The following is a 17,665-nucleotide window of genomic DNA, read 5'->3' as shown; positions in this document are numbered from 1 at the left end:
CCTCGCCGCCCCGGCAGAGGCCCGTTAGCGTGCGAGCATGAGAATCGCAGTCACCGGCGGATCCGGCAAGCTCGGCCGCAGCGTCGTCACCCGCCTCCGTGCCTCCGGGCACGATGTGTTCACCCTCGACCGCGCGGGGGACCGCGGCACGGGCTTCATCCGCATTGACATCGCCGACTACGGCCAGGTGGTTGATGCACTCCAGGCCGTCGGCGACCAGTACGACGGGATCGACGCGCTCGTGCACCTCGCCGCGATCCCCGCGCCGGGTCTGGTCCCCGACGTCGCTACCTTCCACAACAACATGATCGCGACGTTCAACGTGCTCCACGGAGCCATCCGGGCCGGCATCCGCAATGTCGTCTCCGCGTCCAGCGAGACCGTCCTCGGCCTGCCGTTCGACGTCCCGCCGCCCTACATCCCCGTCGATGAGCAGTACCCGGCGCGTCCGGAGTCGGTCTACTCGCTCACCAAGCACCTCGAGGAACAGATGGCGATCGAGCTGTGCCGCTGGCATCCGGACCTGAAGATCACCGGTCTGCGCTTCTCGAACGTGATGGATGAGGCCGACTACGCCGAGTTCGAGGCCTTCGATTCCGATGCGACTCTGCGCAAGTGGAACCTGTGGGGCTACATCGACGGACGCGACGGGGCGCAGGCGGTCGAGAAGGCGCTGCTGGCCGAGACGACCGGCTTCGACCGCTTCATCATCGCCGCGGCCGACACCGTGATGTCGCGCCCGAACGCGGAGCTGGTGGCTGAGGTCTTCCCCGGAGTGGAGCTGCGCGGCGACCTCGGGACGAACGACACGCTGCTCTCGATCGACCACGCCCGCGCGGTCCTCGGTTACGCCCCGAGCACTCCTGGCGCGACTCCCGCCGGCCCTGATCGCCCGGCACGCACAAACACCTCCGGCTCGCAGAATCTACAGATTTTTGCGAGCCGGAGGTGTTTTCGCGAGCCGAAGAATCAGCTCGGGATCATGTTGAAGGTGTCCGGATCCGGACCGGTGCGGTGGCCGCGGTCCAGCGCCGTGATGTCGGTCATCGCCTCGTCGTCGAGCTCGAAGTCGAAGAGCGCAAAGTTCTCCTCCACTCGTGTGCGAGTGACCGACTTCGGGAAGACGATGTCGCCGCGCTGGATGTGCCAGCGGAGCACGACCTGCGCCGGGCTGCGGTCGACATTGCGCGCGATGCGGGTGATGGTGTCGTCCTCCAGCACGAGGCCCTGCGCGATCGGCGACCAGGCCTCGGTCGCAATGCCGTGCTCGATGCCGTAGGCGCGAAGTTCCTGCTGCACGAGGTACGGGTGCACCTCGATCTGGTTCACGGCCGGGACGATGGTCGCCTCGGCGCGGAGCCGGTTGAGGTGGTTGGTCTGGAAGTTGGAGACGCCGATCGCCTTCGCCTTGCCGCTGCGGTAGATCTCCTCCATCGCCTTCCAGGCCTCGAGGTAGTCGCCTACGTTCGGTAGCGGCCAGTGGATGAGGAAGAGGTCGACGTAGTCGAACTGCAGCTCGCCGAGGGTGGTGTCGATCGCGGCGAGCGCGTCCTCGCGGGCGTGGAAGCCGTTGTTGAGCTTGCTGGTCACGAAGACCTCGGATCGGTCGAGGCCGGAGGCGCGCACGGCCTCGCCGACTCCTGCCTCGTTGCCGTACATCTCGGCGGTGTCGATGTGGCGGTAGCCGACCTCGAGGGCCGTCAGGGTCGCATCCTTGGTCTCGGCAGGGTCGATTTGGAACACGCCGAAGCCCAGCTGCGGGATCTCCACGCCATTGTTCAGTGTGATCGTGGGAACCGTTGTGGTGTCGTCGCTCATCAGCGAATACGTCCTTTCGTCGGGCGAGGGCGGGAGGCGTCCCCTCGGCGAGGGAACCCCCAACCGTCGAGGGCGCCCGTAAGAGCTGGCTCCCTCGACGGCCAGGGGTTCCCTCGCCGGAGGAGAGGAAGAGGAGAGGGAGGCAGGCGCAGGTTACGCGTGGGATTTGCGGCCGGTGATCGCGCCGTAGACCAGGAGCACGATGATCGCGCCGACGATGGCCAGGGCCCAGGTGCCGAGGTCGAAGAAGTTCTCGAGGCCGCGGCCGAAGATCGCATTGCCGATGAAGCCGCCCAGGAAGGCGCCGACGACACCGAGGACCAGCGTGATGACCCATCCGCCGCCCTGGCGACCCGGAAGGATGGCCTTGGCGATGGCGCCGGCGAGGAGGCCGAGGATAAGGAAGCCGATGATGCCCATGATGTTTCTCCTTTGTATCGTGCTCGACCGGCCGTTCCGATGCGAGCGAGAACACCGGGCGGGCCGGCGTCCTAAAGCGGGGTAGTCAGCGGAGGCGGCGCTGCACCTTGTCGCGGGCCTTGCTCGCGATCGCGGTGAGCTGCTTGGCCTCGCGCTTCGAGGTCTTCTTGAGCTTCTTGCGCGTCTTCTTCGTAGCCGGGTCGTTCCACACACCGAGTGCGAGATGGCGAAGCTCTTCGTAGCGGCCGCGGCCGGCGCGGGCGCCGAACACGTAGGCGGCGAAGGCGACCAGTGCCAGCAGGACGAGGCGGGGATTCATGCGGTGACCCTTCCATCGGAGAGCACAGGGGCGTGCTCGACACCCATTTGACTCTCCTGCGCAATCCGTGACAAACCAGGGCCCGACCATTGACAGGGCCCCCCTGCATCCTGTTCCGCGTGCGCGGGTACCCGATTCAGCCGCAGCTCGGGGACGTCTCGGCCGCGAAGCGAGCGTGGAGGTAGCGGCCGTAGCCGCCCTCGACTCGGTTGTCGCGGCGACCGGAGGTGACCACCTCGCCGCGGTTCGTCGCTCCGAGCCGCGCGCCGCTCGCGCGCAGCCGCTCGACGAGCAGGATGTCCTCGTGCAGGGGCTCCTGCCCGAAGCCGCCCGCGGTCAGGTACGCGCTCGCGCGGACGCCGAGGTTCGCCCCGTGGATACTGCCGATCGACTCCTCCCGCGCCCGGACGTCGTGCCAGCGCGCGTAGGCCGCGGGGGAGAGGTCGGCCGGATCGGGCCGGACCGTGCCGAGCAGCGCGTCGTGCCGGCCGGCGTGCTCGACGTGGGCGGCCAGCCAGTCGCGGGGCACGACCGTGTCGGCGTCGGTGTTGGCGATCCAGACCTGCTCGGCGGAAGCGGTGACGGAGGCGAGGGCGTGGGCGATCCCGGCGGAGCGCGCGGCGCCGACTCCGCAGCGGGGAAGCTCCAGCACATCCGCCCCGGCGCAGCGAGCGCGCTCGACGGTCGCGTCCGAGCAGCCGTCCGCCGCGACGACGAGACGCACCCCGATGCCGGGTGCCCAGCGCGCGAGGTGGAGTGTGCTCTCTTGCACCGAGGCGATCAGCTCGCCGATCCGCTCCTCCTCGTCGCGCGCGGGCACGACGACCAGCACCTGCTCGAGCCGGCTCACATCAGCCCCGTCCTGCGGGCGACCGAGCGCGAATCCCGGGCATGCACCTCGAGGACGACGTCCTCCTCCTCGTGTCGGGCGAGGCGGTGCAGGTCCAGGTCGGCCACCGCGGCTTGCACGGCGTCACCGTCGAGCACGAGCCCGCCGATCGGGTGCCGCCAGTGCACCGTGACCAACTCTCCCTCGGGGGTGAGGGCGTCGCGGATGCTGCGCAGCACGCCGGGGAGCGCGTCACCGAGGTAGTAGCCGACCTCCGAGAGCACGACAAGGTCGAACGGACCCGCCGGGACCCCGCGGGTGATGTCGTGGTGCTCGACCCGCACATGCTCGCGTGGAGCGAGGCGGCGGGCGGCGCGCTCGACGGCGGCGGCCGAGACGTCGATCGCGAGCAGGCGGTCGGCCCGGTCGGCCAGTGCCTCAGCCAGGACGCCGATGGACGCGCCGATCTCGAGCACCGAGGCGTAGCGCTGCTCCGGCAAACTCGCGAGCGTGAGCGCGCGTTTGCGCTGCTCATACCAGCGGCTGGTGTAGCCCCACGGGTCCTCGTGCCGCGCGTAGAGCTCGTCGAAGTAGCTCACGAGATCCTCACCAGTCGGTCGTCGCCGGCGAAAGTGCGCAGGAAGAGCGGATGCAGCACTGCTCCGGTCCCGTCGGGTCCGGGGCGCGTCTGGCTGCGGTAGCGGGAGCGGGCTCGGCGAGTGCGCTCGAGCAGCTCGTCGTCGAGGCGGAGGCGCACCAGGGCGTCCCACGGCACCTCCGGGTCCTCCGGCACGGCCCAGTGCCACAGCCAGATCGGTGCGGCGAGCAGCCGATGACCGAACTCGTGCGCGATCTCGGCGCAGACCTCGCCGACGATCCGGTGGTCGCGGTGTCCGTCGCCGGTCCAGGTCGAGAGCAGCAGCACGGAGCCGGGGGTGCCGCCCGCGCGCTCGCGCACCTCCCGGGCAATCCGCTCGCGATGCTCCAGAGTCGCCGAGTCTGGCACCTCGAGGAACGCGAGCCCGATGCCGGGGCCGAGTTCCGCCAGCGCCGCTCGGGCCTCCCGCCGGCGCTCGGCTGCGAGGCGCGCGTCCTGGTTGCCGTGCGCCGCCGCCCCGTCGGTCACGATGAGAACGTCGACCGCGAGGCCGAGCCGACGGGCCAGCGCGATCGTCCCGCCGCAGCCGAGGGTCTCGTCGTCAGCATGAGCAACGACCACCAGCACTCGTTCGATCCGCTCGGACAGGGTCAGCTCGGGGAGGCGATCCCGGCGTCCGTCCGCGCTCCAGCGCTCGAGAGGCGTGCCCTCGAGTCGTCCGTCGAAGGGCCGGCTCACCAGCCGGCCACCTCGCCCGAGGCGAGTACGGCGCGGCCGAGCGCGGCGTCGTCGCGCTCGGCGTGGTGCTGGCGGACGTAGAGCGCGAGGTCGGCGACGCGCTTAGCGTGCTCGGCATCGAGGGCGAGCGGAGCCGGCCCGAGGGCGCGCCCCGCGCGCAACAGGATTTCCTCCACAGCCCCGGCGACGCTCGCGCGCACGCGCTTGGCGAGCAGTGAGCCCCGGGCGCCGTCGGCTTCTCCTGCGTCGATCAGCGCCGCCGCTTCGTCCAGCGCTCGGCGGGACCCCGCGAGAGCCGTGTCGATCGCGCCGAGGTGCGCCAGGAGGTGCGGGTCCTCGCGCCGGGCTGCCGCCTCAGCGACGGCGGCGGCGACACCGAGCGATCCACCGTGCCAACAAGCGGCGACGCCGATCCCTCCCCAGGCGAAGCCGGGCCGCGAGAGGTACCAGTCGGCGGCTCCCACGGGCACCGCGCGCGCGTCGGAGAAGCGGACGGGGCCGCTGGGCACCTCCGTCAGACCGCGCGCGTGCCAGGCATCCGCTTCGGGAGCGGTGCTTCCCTCGCGCAACGCCACAGCGAAGAGGCGGCGTTCCCCGGAGGCGTCGCCGACGTGCGCGGTGACGAGCGCCGCGTCGAGGCGTTCCGCGAGCGAGCACCACGGCTTCACTCCGTCGAGCAGCCAGTCCCCGCCCCTCTCGTGCGCGACGAGCGGGTCGATGCCGCCCTCGGCCGCAAAGACACCCCAGGTCGCATCCGCCGCGACGCCGAGGTCCGTGGGAGCGAGTTCTGCCTCGCCGAGGATCGCGAGCGCGTCCAGATGCGGCTCGACGGCGCGGGCGACGCCGAGATCGCACCGGGCCAGGCGTCGCAGCAGATCGTGCAGCTCGGCGGTGCGTCCGGTGCCGGGGCGGGGAGCGTCGCCACCGAACCTGCGCGCGTATGCGAGCGCGCTGTCGATGTCGTGCGGGAGGAAAGGAGAGGAGTGCGGATCCATCGCCTTCGAAACTACGCAGTAGATCCGGCGGCGTCCGCCGATTGTCCCCGACCCGAGGGGATGCTAGGCGTCAGGTATCGAGGTCGTTGATCCGGTGCAGGAGCGAGGCGAAGAGTTCGATGTCGGAGAGCTCCCAGGTGCGCAGCTCCTCGTGCATCAGCGCCTGCTTGGAGCTGCGCGTCTCGCGCAGGCGCTCGGCGGTCGCGGGCGTCACCGACAGGATGGTGGCGCGGCCGTCCCGCGGGTCCGGTGTGCGCTCCAGCAGGCCCAGGCGGTCCAGGGCCGTGATCTGGCGGCTGAGCGCCGATTTGTCCATTTCGAGTAGCTCGGCCAGCACCCCCGAGTGCACGGGGCCGCGGCGCTCGAGCGCCGAGAGCGTCTTGTATCCCATCGACGTCAGCTCGGGGTGGAGTCGTTCGGCGCACGAGCGCATCGACGCGCGAACGCGATTGAACAGGGTGCTGAGCTCGCCCTCAACCGAGGCGATCGCGGAGTCGACGGTGCGGGCGGAGTCGGGAGAGGGACCGGTCATGCCACCAGCATCCCGGACGAGCGGCCTCCGCATCGACTTGCGCCCGCGTGCCGCACTGTCGTACGCTTCTCGAAGCCAAAGACCGCCGGTTTCCGGTGTGCGCACGAGCAGGGCCACGGCCCCGCAGATCGCCGCCGGACGAAGGATTCGCGAAGCGAATGGCCCGCGCAGGTGCAAGAGTTCAGTTCCGCCTCACCGCGATCCCGAAGCTCCGTGCCCTGTGCCGGAGCTTTTTTCTTTGCCTGCCTTTGGGCTACCGGCACGAGAATTCACAGGAGTAGCCATGGCGAACAAGGAAGCCTCGGTTGCCGAACTCACGGAGAAGTTCCAGAGTTCGACGGCCGTTCTGCTAACCGAGTACCGCGGTCTCACTGTTGCTCAGCTCAAGACGCTGCGCACAGACATCAGTGAGCACGCAACGTACGCCGTGGTGAAGAACACGCTGACCAAGATCGCGGCGAACAACGCCGGTATCTCGTCCTTCGACGACGAGCTCGCTGGCCCCTCGGCCATCGCGTTCGTGCACGGCGACCCTGTCGCCGTCGCGAAGTCGCTGCGTGCCTTCGCCAAGGCAAACCCTCTCCTCGTGGTCAAGGGCGGTTACTTCGACGGTAACCCGCTGACCGCAGAAGAGGTGGGCAAGCTCGCCGACCTCGAGTCCCGCGAAGTTCTGCTCGGCAAGCTCGCCGGCGCCTTCAAGGCCTCGCTGTTCGGCGCCGCATATCTGTTCAACGCTCCGCTCTCGAAGGCCGTTCGCACGGTCGAGGCGCTGCGCGAGAAGCAGGAGTCCGCGAGCTGACGTCTTCCCTTCCGGGGAAGCAGTGCGCGCGCGGTTCGTAGACAAAGAAAACAAGGAGAAAAATCATGGCAAAGCTCACGCAGGACGAGCTCATCGAGGCCTTCAAGGAGCTCACGCTCATCGAACTCTCGGAGTTCGTCAAGAAGTTCGAAGAGGTCTTCGAGGTCACCGCTGCGGCGCCCGTCGCCGTCGCCGGTGCGGCCGGCCCGGCCGCCGCCGCCGAAGAGGTCGAGGAGCAGACCGAGTTCGACGTCGTGCTCGAGGCCGCCGGCGAGAAGAAGATCCAGGTCATCAAGGAGGTGCGCGCCCTCACCAGCCTCGGCCTCGGTGAGGCGAAGGCACTCGTCGACGGTGCCCCCAAGGCGGTCCTCGAGGCCGTCAACAAGGAGGCTGCCGAGAAGGCCAAGGCTCAGCTCGAGGCCGCCGGCGCGACCGTCACCGTCAAGTAAGTCCCCTCTCCCGTCGCGGGTGCCGGCTCCGTCGGCCGCTCGTCAGGGTGACGCAGGTTCGCCTGCAGGCGCAGGGCGTCGTCTCCTCGGAGGCGGCGCCCTGCGCCATTCCCGGTCGACGGATGCCCCGCGCCTTTAGAATCAGAGCGTGTCTGCTCCCGATCTGCTCGCCGGGCTCCCCGCCCGCGACGTCCCGCCCAGCGAGGTCTCGCTCAGCGAACTGCTGAGCGATTTCGTCTCGGTGACGCACCGGATCGCCCGCCTGGCCGCTCAGGCGACCGACAACCAGGAGTCGCAGGCTGTCTGGCGCACACTCTCGGTGCTGCTCTCGATGGGCCCGATGCGTCTGGGCGAGTTGGCCTCGCAGAGCCGGGTTTCGCAGCCCACGATGACCAAGATCGTGAAGAACCTCGTCGAGGCCGGCTGGCTCGACCGGATCGCGGATCCTCTCGATGCGCGCGCCTGGCAGATCCTCCTCGCCCCCGCCGGTGCCGACGCGCTGAGCGCGTGGCGCACCGAGCTCGGCGATGCACTCACGCCGATCTTCGCCGATCTCACCCCGGAAGACCGCCGCGTCCTCGAGCGGGCCGTCGAGATCATGCACGAGCGAATGGTCGTCGGCCCCCGCGGCTGACGCCTTCCCGATCGACGCACACCCACGGCATACTGACCGCGTGCAGATGCGACTCGAACTCGTCCCCCTCCCCGTCAGCGACGTCGACCGCGCGGTCGCCTTCTATACGCAGGTACTCGGCTTCCACCTCGACCACGACGTCCGGCCCGCCGAGGCGATGCGCGTCGTGCAGCTCACCCCTCCCGGCTCGGCCTGCTCGATCGTGGTCGGCAGTGGGATGGGGCCCGGGCCCGAGGAGGGCGTCGTCCGCTCACTGCACCTGGTCGTCGATGACCTCGCTGCCGTGCGCGCGGAGCTGGCCGGACGCTCGCTCGACGTCAGCGACATCCAGGATCTCGATGGTGTGCGGTACGCGTACTTCGCGGACCCGGATGGCAACACCTGGGCGCTACAGGAGATCGGGAGCAGGACGCCGCCGGTGTGAGGTCAGTCCTCGGGCCAGCGGACTCGCGCGTCGACGTCGGGGTGCTTGCGCAGCCACGCGGCGATGAAGGGGCAGCGCGGGACGACCGTGCCGCCCGCCTCCGTGATCGCGGTGACCGCGGCGCGCGCGAGGACGCTGCCCAGACCGAGGCCCGCCCAGGCGTCGTCGACGACGGTGTGGGTCAGCACCACCTCGTCGCCCCGCCGGGTGTAGGCGGCGAAGCCGGCCTGCGCGCCGCCGACGTCGATCACGAAGCGCGACTGCTCGCGGGCGTCGCGGACGACGGGGGAGTCGGAGCCGGAGTTGCTCATGCCCCGATTCTCGCTCCCCGCGGCGCCGACGTGCTCGTCCGGATCACCAGCGAGGCGGGGATGAGCGTGTGGCAGGCCGGGGGAGGGGCCTCGCCGCGGCCGAGAGTGGCCAGCGCGTCGAGCACGAGGGCGACCGCGAGCTCGCCCTGCTGGCGCGGGTCCTGGCGGATCGAGCTGAGCCCGAAGAGTTCGGCGAGGGGGTGGTCGTCGATCCCGATGATCGAGACGTCCTCGGGCACCGAGAGCCCCAGCTCGCGCGCCGCGAGGATGATCCCGATCGCTATCTCGTCCGAGGCGGCGAAGATCGCGGTCGGCCGGGTCCTTGGATCGCCCAGGACCTGGCGACCCGCGCGGTGACCGCCGGGGATATCGAAGCTGGTGGGCACCACGTCCTGCGCGCCGGCCTCCACCCCGGCGGCGGCCAGCGCTTGGCGGAAGCCGTCCCGGCGCTGGGTGTGCACATGGAAGTCCATCTCCTCCTCCGCCAGCCCGCCGATGTGGACGATCCGCTCGTGGCCGAGGGAGAGCAGATGCTCGGTCGCGAGCTGGGACGCGGCGATGTCGTCGATGCTGAAGGTGGGCATGCCGGGCAGTTCGCCGCCGATCCCGACGATGGGCTTGCCTAGGGCGAGTAGCGCCTCCGTCTCGTGCGGCGAGATCTCGAGGGTGACGGCGACGATCGCGTCGACGCGCTTGCGGACGAGGTAGTACTCGAACACGCTCCGGCGGGCGTCGAGGTGCTTGTCTATGGTGTAGAGCAGCAGGTCGTAGCCCGCGGCGAGCAGGGCGCGCTCGATGCCCTCGATGATCCCGGCGAAGAACCACTGGTTGATGATCGGAATGATGACGGCGATGTTGTTGCTGCGGCCGGTGACCAGGCTCGAGGCATTGGCGGAGACGACGTAGCCCAGGCTTGTCGCCGCTCGCTCGACGCGCAGCTTCGTCCCGGCCGAGACGTATCCGCGGCCGCTGAGTGCGCGCGAGACCGTCGCTTTCGACACTCCTGCGAGCTTGGCCACCTCTTCGATGCCTGGCACGGCGTTCCTCCTGACCGTCCGGCGTCGATTCTGGAAACGGTTCCAGGAAGTTATACCCTGACGAGCGCCGGAACGTCGGGCCGAGATCGACATCCACCCAGCGGAGAAGCGCGGATCGGCGTTCTGACGCCGAATCGTTATCTGAGAGAGCGCTCTATCAGCGGCGTTGTGCTTTTATCGTTCTTGTGGAAAGGTTTCCCTCGGTGGAAGCACACCCACACGAATCCGGTGATCCGCTCGGAGTTCCTCCTGGCATCGCCGTCACCAGCACCCGAATCGTCGCGTCACACGCTGCGAGCCGCCATAGCCCCCCGATCCTGGTCGGCGGGGAGCGGCACCTCGGCTGGTCCACCACTCAATGAGGAGGAAGAATGCGGTCATCCCTGCACCGCCGTATCACCGTCCCGGTCGCCGTTCTGGCAGCGGCCGGCATCGTACTCGCGGGCTGCTCCAGCAGCAGTGACCCCAACGACCCGAACGCCGGCGGCGGCAGCTCGGCCGGCTCGGTCGGCACGGCCGACGGCGTCGTCAACGTCTACGGCACCATCAACGGCGACGAAGCCACCCTTCTCGAGAAGTCCTGGGAGGACTGGGAGAAGGAGAACAATATCGAGATCAAGTACACCGGTGACAAGGAGTTCGAGAAGCAGATCGGCATTAAGGTCCAGGGTGGCGACACGCCAGACCTCGCGATTTTCCCGCAGCCCGGTCTTCTCGCCGACACCATCGCCTCGGGCAAGGTGCAGAAGCTCCCCGAGGGTGCCCTCGCCAATGTCAAGCAGAACTGGTCACTGGACTGGCAAAAGTACGGCCAGGTCGGCGGCACCCAGTTCGCCGCGCCGCTGATGGCGTCCATCAAGGGTTTCATTTGGTACTCGCCGACCAAGTTCAAGGAGTGGGGCGTCTCCGTCCCCAAGACCTGGGCCGAGATGCAGGCGCTCGGCAAGACGATCGCCGAGAAGACTGGCGGCCCCTCCTGGTGCGCGGGCTTCAACTCCGGTGAGGCCTCCGGCTGGCCCGGAACCGACTGGATCGAAGACGCCGTCCTCCGCGAGTCCGGCCCCGACACCTACGACTCCTGGGTCGCGGGCGACACCCCCTTCACCGACCCGAAGATCAAGTCGGCGTTCGACTCCGTCGGATCGATCCTCCTCGACCCGACCCTCGTCAACGCGGGCTACGGCGACGTGAAGTCGATCAACTCCACCGCCTTCGGCGACATCGCTCAGAACATGGCCAATGGCAGCTGTGCGCTGACCCACCAGGCCTCGTTCTTCGAGGGCTTCCTCACCTCGGCCGGCGCCAAGGTGGCCGAGGACGGCGACGTGTGGGCCTTCCTCACCCCGTCGGTCAATGCCGACGACGCCCAGGCTGTCACCGGAGGCGGCGAGATGGTGGCCGCATTCTCGAACGACGCCGACACCGCCAAGGTACAGGAGTACCTCTCGAGCGCCGACTGGGCAAACAGCCGCGTCAAGCTCGGCGGCGTCATCTCCGCGAACAAGGGTCTCGACCCGGCCAACGCGGGTAGCGACGTCCTGAAGGACTCCATCGCGATCCTGCAGAATCCGGACACCACGTTCCGCTTCGATGCGTCCGACCTCATGCCGAAGTCCGTCGGTTCGGACAGCTTCTTCAAGGGAATCGTCGACTGGATCGACGGCACGAGCACCGACCAGGCGCTCGAGGAGATCCAGGCCGGCTACACCTCCTAGCAGCGGAGCAGAGCCGCTGCTCCCGGGTGGCGGCTCTGCTGTGACGGCCCGGTCCCCGAGATCCACGGATCCCGGGGACCGGGCCCCTCCTGAGTCCAGAGTCGCACTCGAAAGGGCGTCCATGTCCCCCATCACTGTCTCGGGGTTCTTCCAATGGCTGGCGGGTCTCCCGCCGCTCGCGCAGATCCCGCTCATCCTCCTGGCCTTCGCGGCCGTGGTGGCGCTGATCCTCTTCTTCGTTGAGATCGCGCCCCGTCGCGGTACCGGCTACACGATCCTCCGGCTCGCGGTCACCGTGCTTCTGCCGGTGGTGCTCCTGCTGGTCTTTGGCCTTTATACCTCCGTCCTCTGGGTCGCGGTCCTCGCGGCCGTCATTGGCGGCGCGCTGTTCCTCCTCGACTTCCGGTCCCGCAAAGGCGCGGGCTATGGATTGCAGCTCGTCGCCTTCATGGCGCCGGCGGCCTTCTTCATCCTGATCGGCCTGATCTACCCGACGATCACCACCGCGATGAACGCGTTCATGAAGAACGACGGATCCGGATTCGCCGGTATCGACAACTTCATCTGGGTCTTCACCAGCCCCGACGGCATCACCGCCTTCCTCAACACGGTGGTCTGGGTACTCTTGGCCCCGATCACGGCGACCGCTATCGGCCTCGCCTACGCCGTCTTCATCGACAAGAGCCGCGGCGAGAAGTTCTTCAAGCTGCTGGTCTTCATGCCGATGGCGATCTCATTCGTCGGCGCGTCGATCATCTTCAAGTTCTTCTACGACGTGCGCCAGGGCGAGCAGATCGGCCTCCTCAACGGCGTCCTCACCGCCTTCGGCGCTCCGCCGATCGACTGGCTGGGAGTGGACGGCTGGAATACGCTGTTCCTCGTGGTTGTCCTGATCTGGACCCAGGCCGGCTTCGCTATGACGGTCCTCTCGGCCGCGATCAAGGGCGTCCCGTCCGAGCAGCTCGAAGCAGCCTCACTCGACGGCACCAGCGCCTGGCAGTCCTTCTGGAACGTCACCGTTCCGGGCATCCGCTCCTCGATCGTGGTCGTCCTCACGACGATCTCGATCGCGTCGCTGAAGGTCTTCGACATCGTCTCCGCGATGACCGGCGGCCGCTCCGACACCACGGTCCTGGCGTTCGAGATGGTCCGACAGTTCCAGCTCGGCGCCCGCAGCGGCTACAGCGCGGCCCTCGCCGTCATCCTGTTCCTGCTGGTGCTCCCGATCGTCGTCTACAACGCCCGCCAGCTCGCCAAGCAAAGGGAGATCCGATGAGCGTCACGCCCACTCCGATTCAGGTCCCGGTCGACCGCACCACGGAACGCGCGCTCGCGCGCGGCGAATCGCGAATCGAGGCGGCCAGCGGCAAGGTCAAGAAGGCGACGACCTCCCGCGGAGCCACGCTCGCCGCACTGATCATCGCCGTCATCTGGACTGTCCCGACCCTCGGTCTGTTCATCTCGTCGTTCCGCCCCGCGAACGACATCAAGACGACCGGCTGGTGGACGATCTTCGCCAACCCCGGCTTCACGCTCGACAACTACGCGAACGCGCTCAACTCCGGCGACAGCCTGACGCTGGGCAAAGCATTCGTGAACTCGCTCGTCATCACACTGCCGGCGGCACTGATCCCCATCACGATCGCCAGCCTCGCTGCTTACGCCTTCGCGTGGATCGACTTCAAGGGCCGCAACACGCTCTTCGTGCTCGTGTTCTCGCTCCAGATCGTGCCGATTCAGATGGCACTCGTGCCGCTGCTCCAGCTGTTCTCGGACGGCCTGCGCATCGGCGGGCTCTACATCCTTCCTGGCCTCGGAGTGAACGGGTTGGACGGCTCCTATGCCAAGGTGTGGATCGCGCACACGATCTTCGCCCTCCCGCTCGCGATCTTTATGCTCCACAACTTTATTTCCGAGATCCCGGGCGAAGTGATCGAAGCGGCCCGCGTGGACGGCGCAGGCCACGGCCAGATCTTCTTCCGCATCGTCCTCCCGCTCGCTGTTCCCGCGATCGCCTCCTTCGGGATCTTCCAGTTCCTCTGGGTCTGGAACGACCTGCTGGTCGCGACAGTCTTCACCTCCGGACAGGGATTGCCGATTACGAAGGCGCTGCAAGACCTCACCGGCTCCTACGGCCAGTCGTGGGAACTGCTGACTGCCGGGGCGTTCATCTCGATCATTGTGCCGCTCATCGTGTTCTTCTCTCTCCAGAGGTTCTTCGTCCGCGGCCTCCTCGCCGGCGCCACCAAAGGCTGACGGCCCGCGGGGGTGCCGTGGGCGGCGTTGTCGTCGTCGGCGGTAGCTCCGCTACAGCTCTCCTCCTCCGCCTTGCCCACGACACCCCCGCGGGCCGTCAGCAGCGCACGGAGGGGCGGGGGCACGAAAGAAGGCTCGGGTTCTGCTGCGCAGGACCCGGGCCTTCGTCGTGGTGGCGACCTCGCGTGCGGCTTCGACCTCGATGACAGCACGTCGGAGCGCGGATTCGAGCAGGACATTGCTGAGGTTCACCTGCGAATGACGGGGCTATGTGTGACCATGACCACATGGTCCCCACCCTCGAGGTACTCACGATTCCCGAGATCAGCACTCGCCTCGCTGCACTTGAGGCACGCGCAGGCGCTTCGGCCGATGAGCTGCGCCAGCGCGCCGACTGGTACGAGCTGTCCCAGGAGGGACAGGCAATCTTGCGCAAGCTCGAGGACCTGACCTCTCTGCGAGAGCATGCCGAGCGTTGACGCTGGCGGTCAGCCCGACGGGGGCCTCGAGGAAAAGGTTTTCGACTTCGTGCTGGAAATCATGGAGATGCTCGCAAAGATCATTCCCAACGGACTCGTCGGTTTAGAGACAGGAACCAACGCGAGGAACCGTGAGAACGGCAGTGACAGAGTTGCTCCCGATCGGAGGACAGATGAGCAAAGACACTGAACGGGCAATCGAGCACGCTCGTTCAATCCAGGAAAAGATGACGAAGCGCCTGAACGGGCGCAGAACGGTCAACCGCTCGGCGTCCACCGGCAGATTTGTCTCGAATGCAGCCGCGGCAAGAAATCCCACATCATCCGTTACGGACCGATCCGGTCAAACGAGCGTGCGTAAAGCGGGCTGATCTCGCGCGTCGCATGCGATATCAAGGGGGTTCGAGCTCAATACCAGTGAGATCGGGCCCCCTCGATCCAGCTGTGTCGGCCGAGATCCGTGATGACCCCCCCTCGAGGGCCAGCCAAAGGGGCTTCGTCCCGGTGGGGCGGCCCTCGCTCCGCAGCACATCTTCGCCGTGGGCGGAAGCCTCGGACCGCAGCGATCAGCGGCGTTAGGGTCAAGCGTGAGCAGGATGGGTGACGTCGCGGCAGGCGGCGGGATGCGCGGCGGGGCGCGCGGCGGGACGATCTCGAGGAGCGACCCGGACAGTCAGCGCCAGATCAACGCGGCGGCACCCCGAGTCGACGATCTGCTCCGACGCATTGCGGAGCTCTTCCGCGATCACCGGCCGAAGCTGACGCTCACGGTGATCCTCGTCCTGGTCGGCGCCGCCCTCACGGTCGTGCCTCCGCTGTTGACTCAGCTGGCCTTCGACCGCGGACTCTTCCCGGCCGACGGACGCCCCGACCTCCCCGTGCTGCTCGAACTGGTCGGCGTGATGGTGCTGGTCTGGGCGCTCTCGGCGATTCTCGGCGTCTGGCAGACCTACCTCACCGCAACCGTCGGCAACACGGTCATGGGCGACCTGCGCATCCGCCTCTTCCGCCACCTCCAGGCGATGGAGCTCGGCTTCTTCACCCGCACCCGCACCGGCATCATCCAGTCCCGCCTCGCCAATGACGTGGGTGGCGTGGCCACTGTGCTCACCAACACGGTCTCGAGCGTGCTCGGCAACACGGTGACGGTCATCGCGGCGGTGGTCGCGATGCTGCTGCTCTCCTGGCAGATGACGATCGTCGCCCTGGTCCTCACTCCGGTGCTTGTGATCGTCCAGCGCCGCGTCGGCCAGGTGCGCGCCCGGATTGCGACGAAGACGCAGGAGTCGCTGTCGGAGATGACCGCGATCACGCAAGAGACGCTGAGCGTCTCCGGCATCCTCCTGGCCAAGAGCTTCGGCCGTCAGGAGTCGGAGGTGAAGCGCTACGCGGACGAGAACGGTCGCCAGATCCAGCTGCAGGTGCGCCAGCAGATGTCCGGCCAGTGGTTCTTCGCGATGGTGCAGATTTTCCTCTCGGTCATCCCCGTGATCGTGTACCTCGCCGCCGCCTGGCTGATCCTCGGCGGCACGACCGTCACGGCGGGCACTGTCGTCGCGTTCACGACCGTGCAGGCGCGCCTGATGTGGCCGCTCCTGGGTCTGATGCGCGTCGCGCTCGACTTACAGACCGCCGGTGCCCTCTTCGCCCGTATCTTCGAGTACTTCGACCTGCGCCCCGCGATCAGCGACCGGGCGGACGCGCGCGATGTGTCGGGAGAGCTCGGCCGGGTCGAGCTGGACGACGTGGTGTTCCGCTACCCCGACCAGGCCGAGGACGCGCGGCCGACGCTCGATCACGTCTGCGTCTCGATCGAGCCGGGCGAGTTCGTCGCCTTCGTCGGCCCCTCCGGCGCGGGCAAGACCACGATTTCGTACCTCGTCCCGCGCCTGTACGACGTGGTGGGGGGAGCGGTCCGCTTCGCCGGGACTGACGTGCGCGAGCTTCGTCATGAGTCGCTCGTCTCCCACATCGGCATCGTCAGCCAAGAGACGTACCTCTTCCACGCGACGATCGCCGACAACCTCCGCTACGCGCGCCCCGACGCGACGCAGGAGGAGGTGGAGGCGGCCGCCCGTGCCGCGAACATCCACGCGACGATCACGTCCTTCCCCGACGGCTACGACACCCTGGTCGGCGAGCGCGGCTACCGGCTCTCCGGAGGCGAGAAGCAGCGACTCGCCATTGCGCGCGTGCTTTTGAAGGACCCGGCGGTCCTCATCCTCGACGAGGCGACCAGCGCCCTAGACACCGTCTCCGAGCGGATTGTGCAAACCGCCCTCGACGACGCCGCCCGCGGCCGAACCACCATCGCGATCGCCCACCGGCTCTCGACGATCGTCTCGGCCGACGTCATCCATGTGGTCGAGGGCGGCCGGATTGTCGAGTCGGGCACGCACCGCGAGCTGCTGGGCCTCGGCGGGCTCTACGCCTCGCTATACGCCCAGCAGACGGAGTCGGCCCTGCAGGGTTGAGCGGCCTGCACCGTCGTCGGTCGGCCTACTCGCAGGCCACGCCGTCGCCGTCCCGGTCGAGCTTGCGGCTGTACCCGGGGTCATCCGTGCGGATCGGAGCGGCGCCCGCCGCGTGCACCGCGTCGCAGTTCGCGTACGACACGGAGCCGCCCCCGTTGGGCACCGCGGCGGGCGCGGCGGCGGCGGGCGCGGCGGCGGCCGGAGCGACTGCGGCGGACTCGGCGGCGGACTCCAGCTCCGCGATCCGGGCGTCGCGGCTCGCGAGGGTTGTGGTGGAGGTGGCGGCCTCAGCGGTCATCGCGTCGACCTTCTGTTGCAGGCCGGCTGCTGACGTCTCGGCGGCGCTGCGCTTTGCGTCGACTTCGGCGAGCGCATTGGTCTGCTCCTCGAGTGAGTCTTCGGCGCTCGACAGCTGCTGTTGCGCGGCGGCGAGCTGGCCCTTGAGCTCGGTCGTGTTGGAGGCGCCGCTCGCGCCGCCGATCGCGCCGCCGATCGCTGTGCCGACGAGGAGGGCGCCGACGGACGCCCCCACCAGGGCCACGAGCGGAACCCGGCGGTGCTGACGGTCCCGCTTCCGCATCTTCTCCTTCGCGGGCGGAAGCGGCGGCCAGACGGTTGTGGACGGGCTGGGGTCGGTCATGGGGTACTCCTCGCGGCGGTCGAGCGCCCCTGAAAGAGGGGCGATTAAAGCATCCAACCGCCAGCTGTCGTTCACAGCAAGGTGGTTCCACTCAGCCCGGACCGATCCCGTCAGCGCTCGGGACGGTCGACGCGCACAACGTCAGCTGAGAGCACTCTTCATCCACGATGGTGGATGAGGACGGCTCTCAGCTGACGT

21 protein-coding genes and 1 pseudogene are annotated in these 17,665 nt (G+C 68.3%); 11 read left to right on the top strand and 11 right to left on the bottom strand.

The features are described from left to right. Positions 1–37: 37 nt before the first annotated feature. A pseudogene (locus C1O28_RS10410) lies at positions 38–888 on the top strand (NAD-dependent epimerase/dehydratase family protein). An 81-nt stretch (positions 889–969) separates the two neighbouring features. On the opposite strand, the gene C1O28_RS10405 reads toward C1O28_RS10410, so the two are convergent. From C1O28_RS10405 to C1O28_RS10370, 8 genes are all read right to left on the bottom strand, one after another. Beyond that, positions 970–1,818 carry an aldo/keto reductase gene (locus tag C1O28_RS10405; protein ID WP_097165306.1) on the bottom strand — a complete coding sequence of 283 codons (849 nt, stop codon included), beginning with the start codon at positions 1,816–1,818 and terminating at the stop codon, positions 970–972. A 153-nt stretch (positions 1,819–1,971) separates the two neighbouring features. Next, positions 1,972–2,238: a GlsB/YeaQ/YmgE family stress response membrane protein gene (locus C1O28_RS10400; protein WP_097165307.1), complete on the bottom strand. Its 267-nt coding sequence runs from the start codon at positions 2,236–2,238 to the stop codon at positions 1,972–1,974. Positions 2,239–2,323: 85 nt separating this feature from the next. Beyond that, positions 2,324–2,557, bottom strand: coding sequence for a hypothetical protein (locus tag C1O28_RS10395; RefSeq protein ID WP_068255193.1), 234 nt, complete (start codon positions 2,555–2,557; stop codon positions 2,324–2,326). 136 nt (positions 2,558–2,693) lie between these two features. Next, positions 2,694–3,407 carry a glycosyltransferase family 2 protein gene (locus C1O28_RS10390; protein WP_097165308.1) on the bottom strand — a complete coding sequence of 238 codons (714 nt, stop codon included), beginning with the start codon at positions 3,405–3,407 and terminating at the stop codon, positions 2,694–2,696. After that, positions 3,404–3,985 (bottom strand): class I SAM-dependent DNA methyltransferase, encoded by a 582-nt coding sequence (locus tag C1O28_RS10385; RefSeq protein ID WP_097165309.1) that lies wholly within the window; start codon positions 3,983–3,985, stop codon positions 3,404–3,406. Before C1O28_RS10385 ends, C1O28_RS10390 begins: the two co-directional genes overlap by 4 nt. Then, positions 3,982–4,722, bottom strand: coding sequence for a PIG-L deacetylase family protein (locus C1O28_RS10380; protein WP_160487489.1), 741 nt, complete (start codon positions 4,720–4,722; stop codon positions 3,982–3,984). Before C1O28_RS10380 ends, C1O28_RS10385 begins: the two co-directional genes overlap by 4 nt. Then, complete coding sequence (locus C1O28_RS10375) at positions 4,719–5,717, bottom strand: acyl-CoA dehydrogenase family protein (RefSeq protein WP_097165311.1); 999 nt, start codon at positions 5,715–5,717, stop codon at positions 4,719–4,721. The genes C1O28_RS10380 and C1O28_RS10375 overlap by 4 nt, the downstream gene beginning before the upstream one ends. Positions 5,718–5,787: 70 nt before the next feature. After that, a complete protein-coding gene (locus C1O28_RS10370) occupies positions 5,788–6,249 on the bottom strand; it encodes a MarR family winged helix-turn-helix transcriptional regulator (RefSeq protein ID WP_160487488.1) in 462 nt (153 codons plus the stop codon). A gap of 283 nt (positions 6,250–6,532) precedes the next feature. Here C1O28_RS10370 and rplJ point away from each other — a divergent pair, with 283 nt between their 5' ends. The 4 genes from rplJ (at position 6,533) to C1O28_RS10350 (ending at position 8,555) form a co-directional block, all read left to right on the top strand. Beyond that, a complete protein-coding gene (gene rplJ, locus C1O28_RS10365; RefSeq protein ID WP_097165313.1) occupies positions 6,533–7,048 on the top strand; it encodes a 50S ribosomal protein L10 in 516 nt (171 codons plus the stop codon). Between the two features lie 65 nt (positions 7,049–7,113). Beyond that, positions 7,114–7,497 (top strand): 50S ribosomal protein L7/L12, encoded by a 384-nt coding sequence (gene rplL / locus C1O28_RS10360; protein WP_097165314.1) that lies wholly within the window; start codon positions 7,114–7,116, stop codon positions 7,495–7,497. A gap of 148 nt (positions 7,498–7,645) precedes the next feature. Next, positions 7,646–8,131, top strand: coding sequence for a MarR family winged helix-turn-helix transcriptional regulator (locus C1O28_RS10355; protein ID WP_243391993.1), 486 nt, complete (start codon positions 7,646–7,648; stop codon positions 8,129–8,131). Between the two features lie 40 nt (positions 8,132–8,171). Continuing rightward, positions 8,172–8,555, top strand: a complete 384-nt coding sequence (locus C1O28_RS10350) for a VOC family protein (protein ID WP_181024657.1) — start codon at positions 8,172–8,174, stop codon at positions 8,553–8,555. A 2-nt stretch (positions 8,556–8,557) separates the two neighbouring features. Here the strand turns inward: C1O28_RS10350 and C1O28_RS10345 are convergent, their stop codons facing one another. Then, positions 8,558–8,866, bottom strand: a complete 309-nt coding sequence (locus C1O28_RS10345) for a GNAT family N-acetyltransferase (protein WP_097165316.1) — start codon at positions 8,864–8,866, stop codon at positions 8,558–8,560. Next, complete coding sequence (locus tag C1O28_RS10340; RefSeq protein WP_097165317.1) at positions 8,863–9,903, bottom strand: LacI family DNA-binding transcriptional regulator; 1,041 nt, start codon at positions 9,901–9,903, stop codon at positions 8,863–8,865. The genes C1O28_RS10345 and C1O28_RS10340 overlap by 4 nt, the downstream gene beginning before the upstream one ends. Before the next feature lie 371 nt (positions 9,904–10,274). Between C1O28_RS10340 and C1O28_RS10335 the strand changes: the two genes are divergently transcribed. The 6 genes from C1O28_RS10335 (at position 10,275) to C1O28_RS10310 (ending at position 16,827) form a co-directional block, all read left to right on the top strand. Continuing rightward, positions 10,275–11,618: an ABC transporter substrate-binding protein gene (locus tag C1O28_RS10335; protein ID WP_097165318.1), complete on the top strand. Its 1,344-nt coding sequence runs from the start codon at positions 10,275–10,277 to the stop codon at positions 11,616–11,618. Positions 11,619–11,739: 121 nt separating this feature from the next. Next, positions 11,740–12,894, top strand: coding sequence for a carbohydrate ABC transporter permease (locus tag C1O28_RS10330; protein WP_097165319.1), 1,155 nt, complete (start codon positions 11,740–11,742; stop codon positions 12,892–12,894). Beyond that, complete coding sequence (locus tag C1O28_RS10325; RefSeq protein WP_068255172.1) at positions 12,891–13,874, top strand: carbohydrate ABC transporter permease; 984 nt, start codon at positions 12,891–12,893, stop codon at positions 13,872–13,874. Before C1O28_RS10330 ends, C1O28_RS10325 begins: the two co-directional genes overlap by 4 nt. A 287-nt stretch (positions 13,875–14,161) precedes the next feature. Beyond that, a complete protein-coding gene (locus C1O28_RS10320; RefSeq protein ID WP_097165320.1) occupies positions 14,162–14,353 on the top strand; it encodes a hypothetical protein in 192 nt (63 codons plus the stop codon). Beyond that, positions 14,340–14,543, top strand: coding sequence for a hypothetical protein (locus C1O28_RS15165; protein WP_146077191.1), 204 nt, complete (start codon positions 14,340–14,342; stop codon positions 14,541–14,543). Before C1O28_RS10320 ends, C1O28_RS15165 begins: the two co-directional genes overlap by 14 nt. 406 nt (positions 14,544–14,949) lie before the next feature. Beyond that, positions 14,950–16,827, top strand: a complete 1,878-nt coding sequence (locus C1O28_RS10310; protein ID WP_097165321.1) for an ABC transporter ATP-binding protein — start codon at positions 14,950–14,952, stop codon at positions 16,825–16,827. Positions 16,828–16,852: 25 nt separating this feature from the next. Here C1O28_RS10310 and C1O28_RS15410 read toward each other — a convergent pair whose 3' ends face one another. Continuing rightward, positions 16,853–17,467 (bottom strand): excalibur calcium-binding domain-containing protein, encoded by a 615-nt coding sequence (locus C1O28_RS15410; RefSeq protein WP_202129290.1) that lies wholly within the window; start codon positions 17,465–17,467, stop codon positions 16,853–16,855. Positions 17,468–17,665 lie beyond the last annotated feature (198 nt).

Origin of the sequence: Rathayibacter rathayi (assembly GCF_004011095.1) — a bacterium.
GTDB classification, from domain to species: domain Bacteria; phylum Actinomycetota; class Actinomycetes; order Actinomycetales; family Microbacteriaceae; genus Rathayibacter; species Rathayibacter rathayi.
Note: the sequence above shows the minus strand (reverse complement) of the source record. Positions and strands in the feature narration are given on the sequence as shown.

Excerpts from the sequence above, each read along its gene's own strand:
- C1O28_RS10325 (WP_068255172.1), top strand. The coding sequence starts at position 12,891 with ATGAGCGTCACGCCCACTCCGATTCAGGTCCCGGTCGACCGCACCACG.
- rplJ (WP_097165313.1), top strand. The coding sequence starts at position 6,533 with ATGGCGAACAAGGAAGCCTCGGTTGCCGAACTCACGGAGAAGTTCCAG.
- C1O28_RS10320 (WP_097165320.1), top strand. The coding sequence starts at position 14,162 with ATGGTCCCCACCCTCGAGGTACTCACGATTCCCGAGATCAGCACTCGC.
- C1O28_RS10395 (WP_068255193.1), bottom strand. The coding sequence starts at position 2,557 with ATGAATCCCCGCCTCGTCCTGCTGGCACTGGTCGCCTTCGCCGCCTAC.
- C1O28_RS10330 (WP_097165319.1), top strand. The coding sequence starts at position 11,740 with ATGTCCCCCATCACTGTCTCGGGGTTCTTCCAATGGCTGGCGGGTCTC.
- C1O28_RS10310 (WP_097165321.1), top strand. The coding sequence starts at position 14,950 with ATGGGTGACGTCGCGGCAGGCGGCGGGATGCGCGGCGGGGCGCGCGGC.
- rplL (WP_097165314.1), top strand. The coding sequence starts at position 7,114 with ATGGCAAAGCTCACGCAGGACGAGCTCATCGAGGCCTTCAAGGAGCTC.
- C1O28_RS10370 (WP_160487488.1), bottom strand. The coding sequence starts at position 6,249 with ATGACCGGTCCCTCTCCCGACTCCGCCCGCACCGTCGACTCCGCGATC.
- C1O28_RS10405 (WP_097165306.1), bottom strand. The coding sequence starts at position 1,818 with ATGAGCGACGACACCACAACGGTTCCCACGATCACACTGAACAATGGC.
- C1O28_RS10345 (WP_097165316.1), bottom strand. The coding sequence starts at position 8,866 with ATGAGCAACTCCGGCTCCGACTCCCCCGTCGTCCGCGACGCCCGCGAG.
- C1O28_RS10335 (WP_097165318.1), top strand. The coding sequence starts at position 10,275 with ATGCGGTCATCCCTGCACCGCCGTATCACCGTCCCGGTCGCCGTTCTG.
- C1O28_RS15165 (WP_146077191.1), top strand. The coding sequence starts at position 14,340 with ATGCCGAGCGTTGACGCTGGCGGTCAGCCCGACGGGGGCCTCGAGGAA.
- C1O28_RS15410 (WP_202129290.1), bottom strand. The coding sequence starts at position 17,467 with ATGACCGACCCCAGCCCGTCCACAACCGTCTGGCCGCCGCTTCCGCCC.
- C1O28_RS10375 (WP_097165311.1), bottom strand. The coding sequence starts at position 5,717 with ATGGATCCGCACTCCTCTCCTTTCCTCCCGCACGACATCGACAGCGCG.
- C1O28_RS10400 (WP_097165307.1), bottom strand. The coding sequence starts at position 2,238 with ATGGGCATCATCGGCTTCCTTATCCTCGGCCTCCTCGCCGGCGCCATC.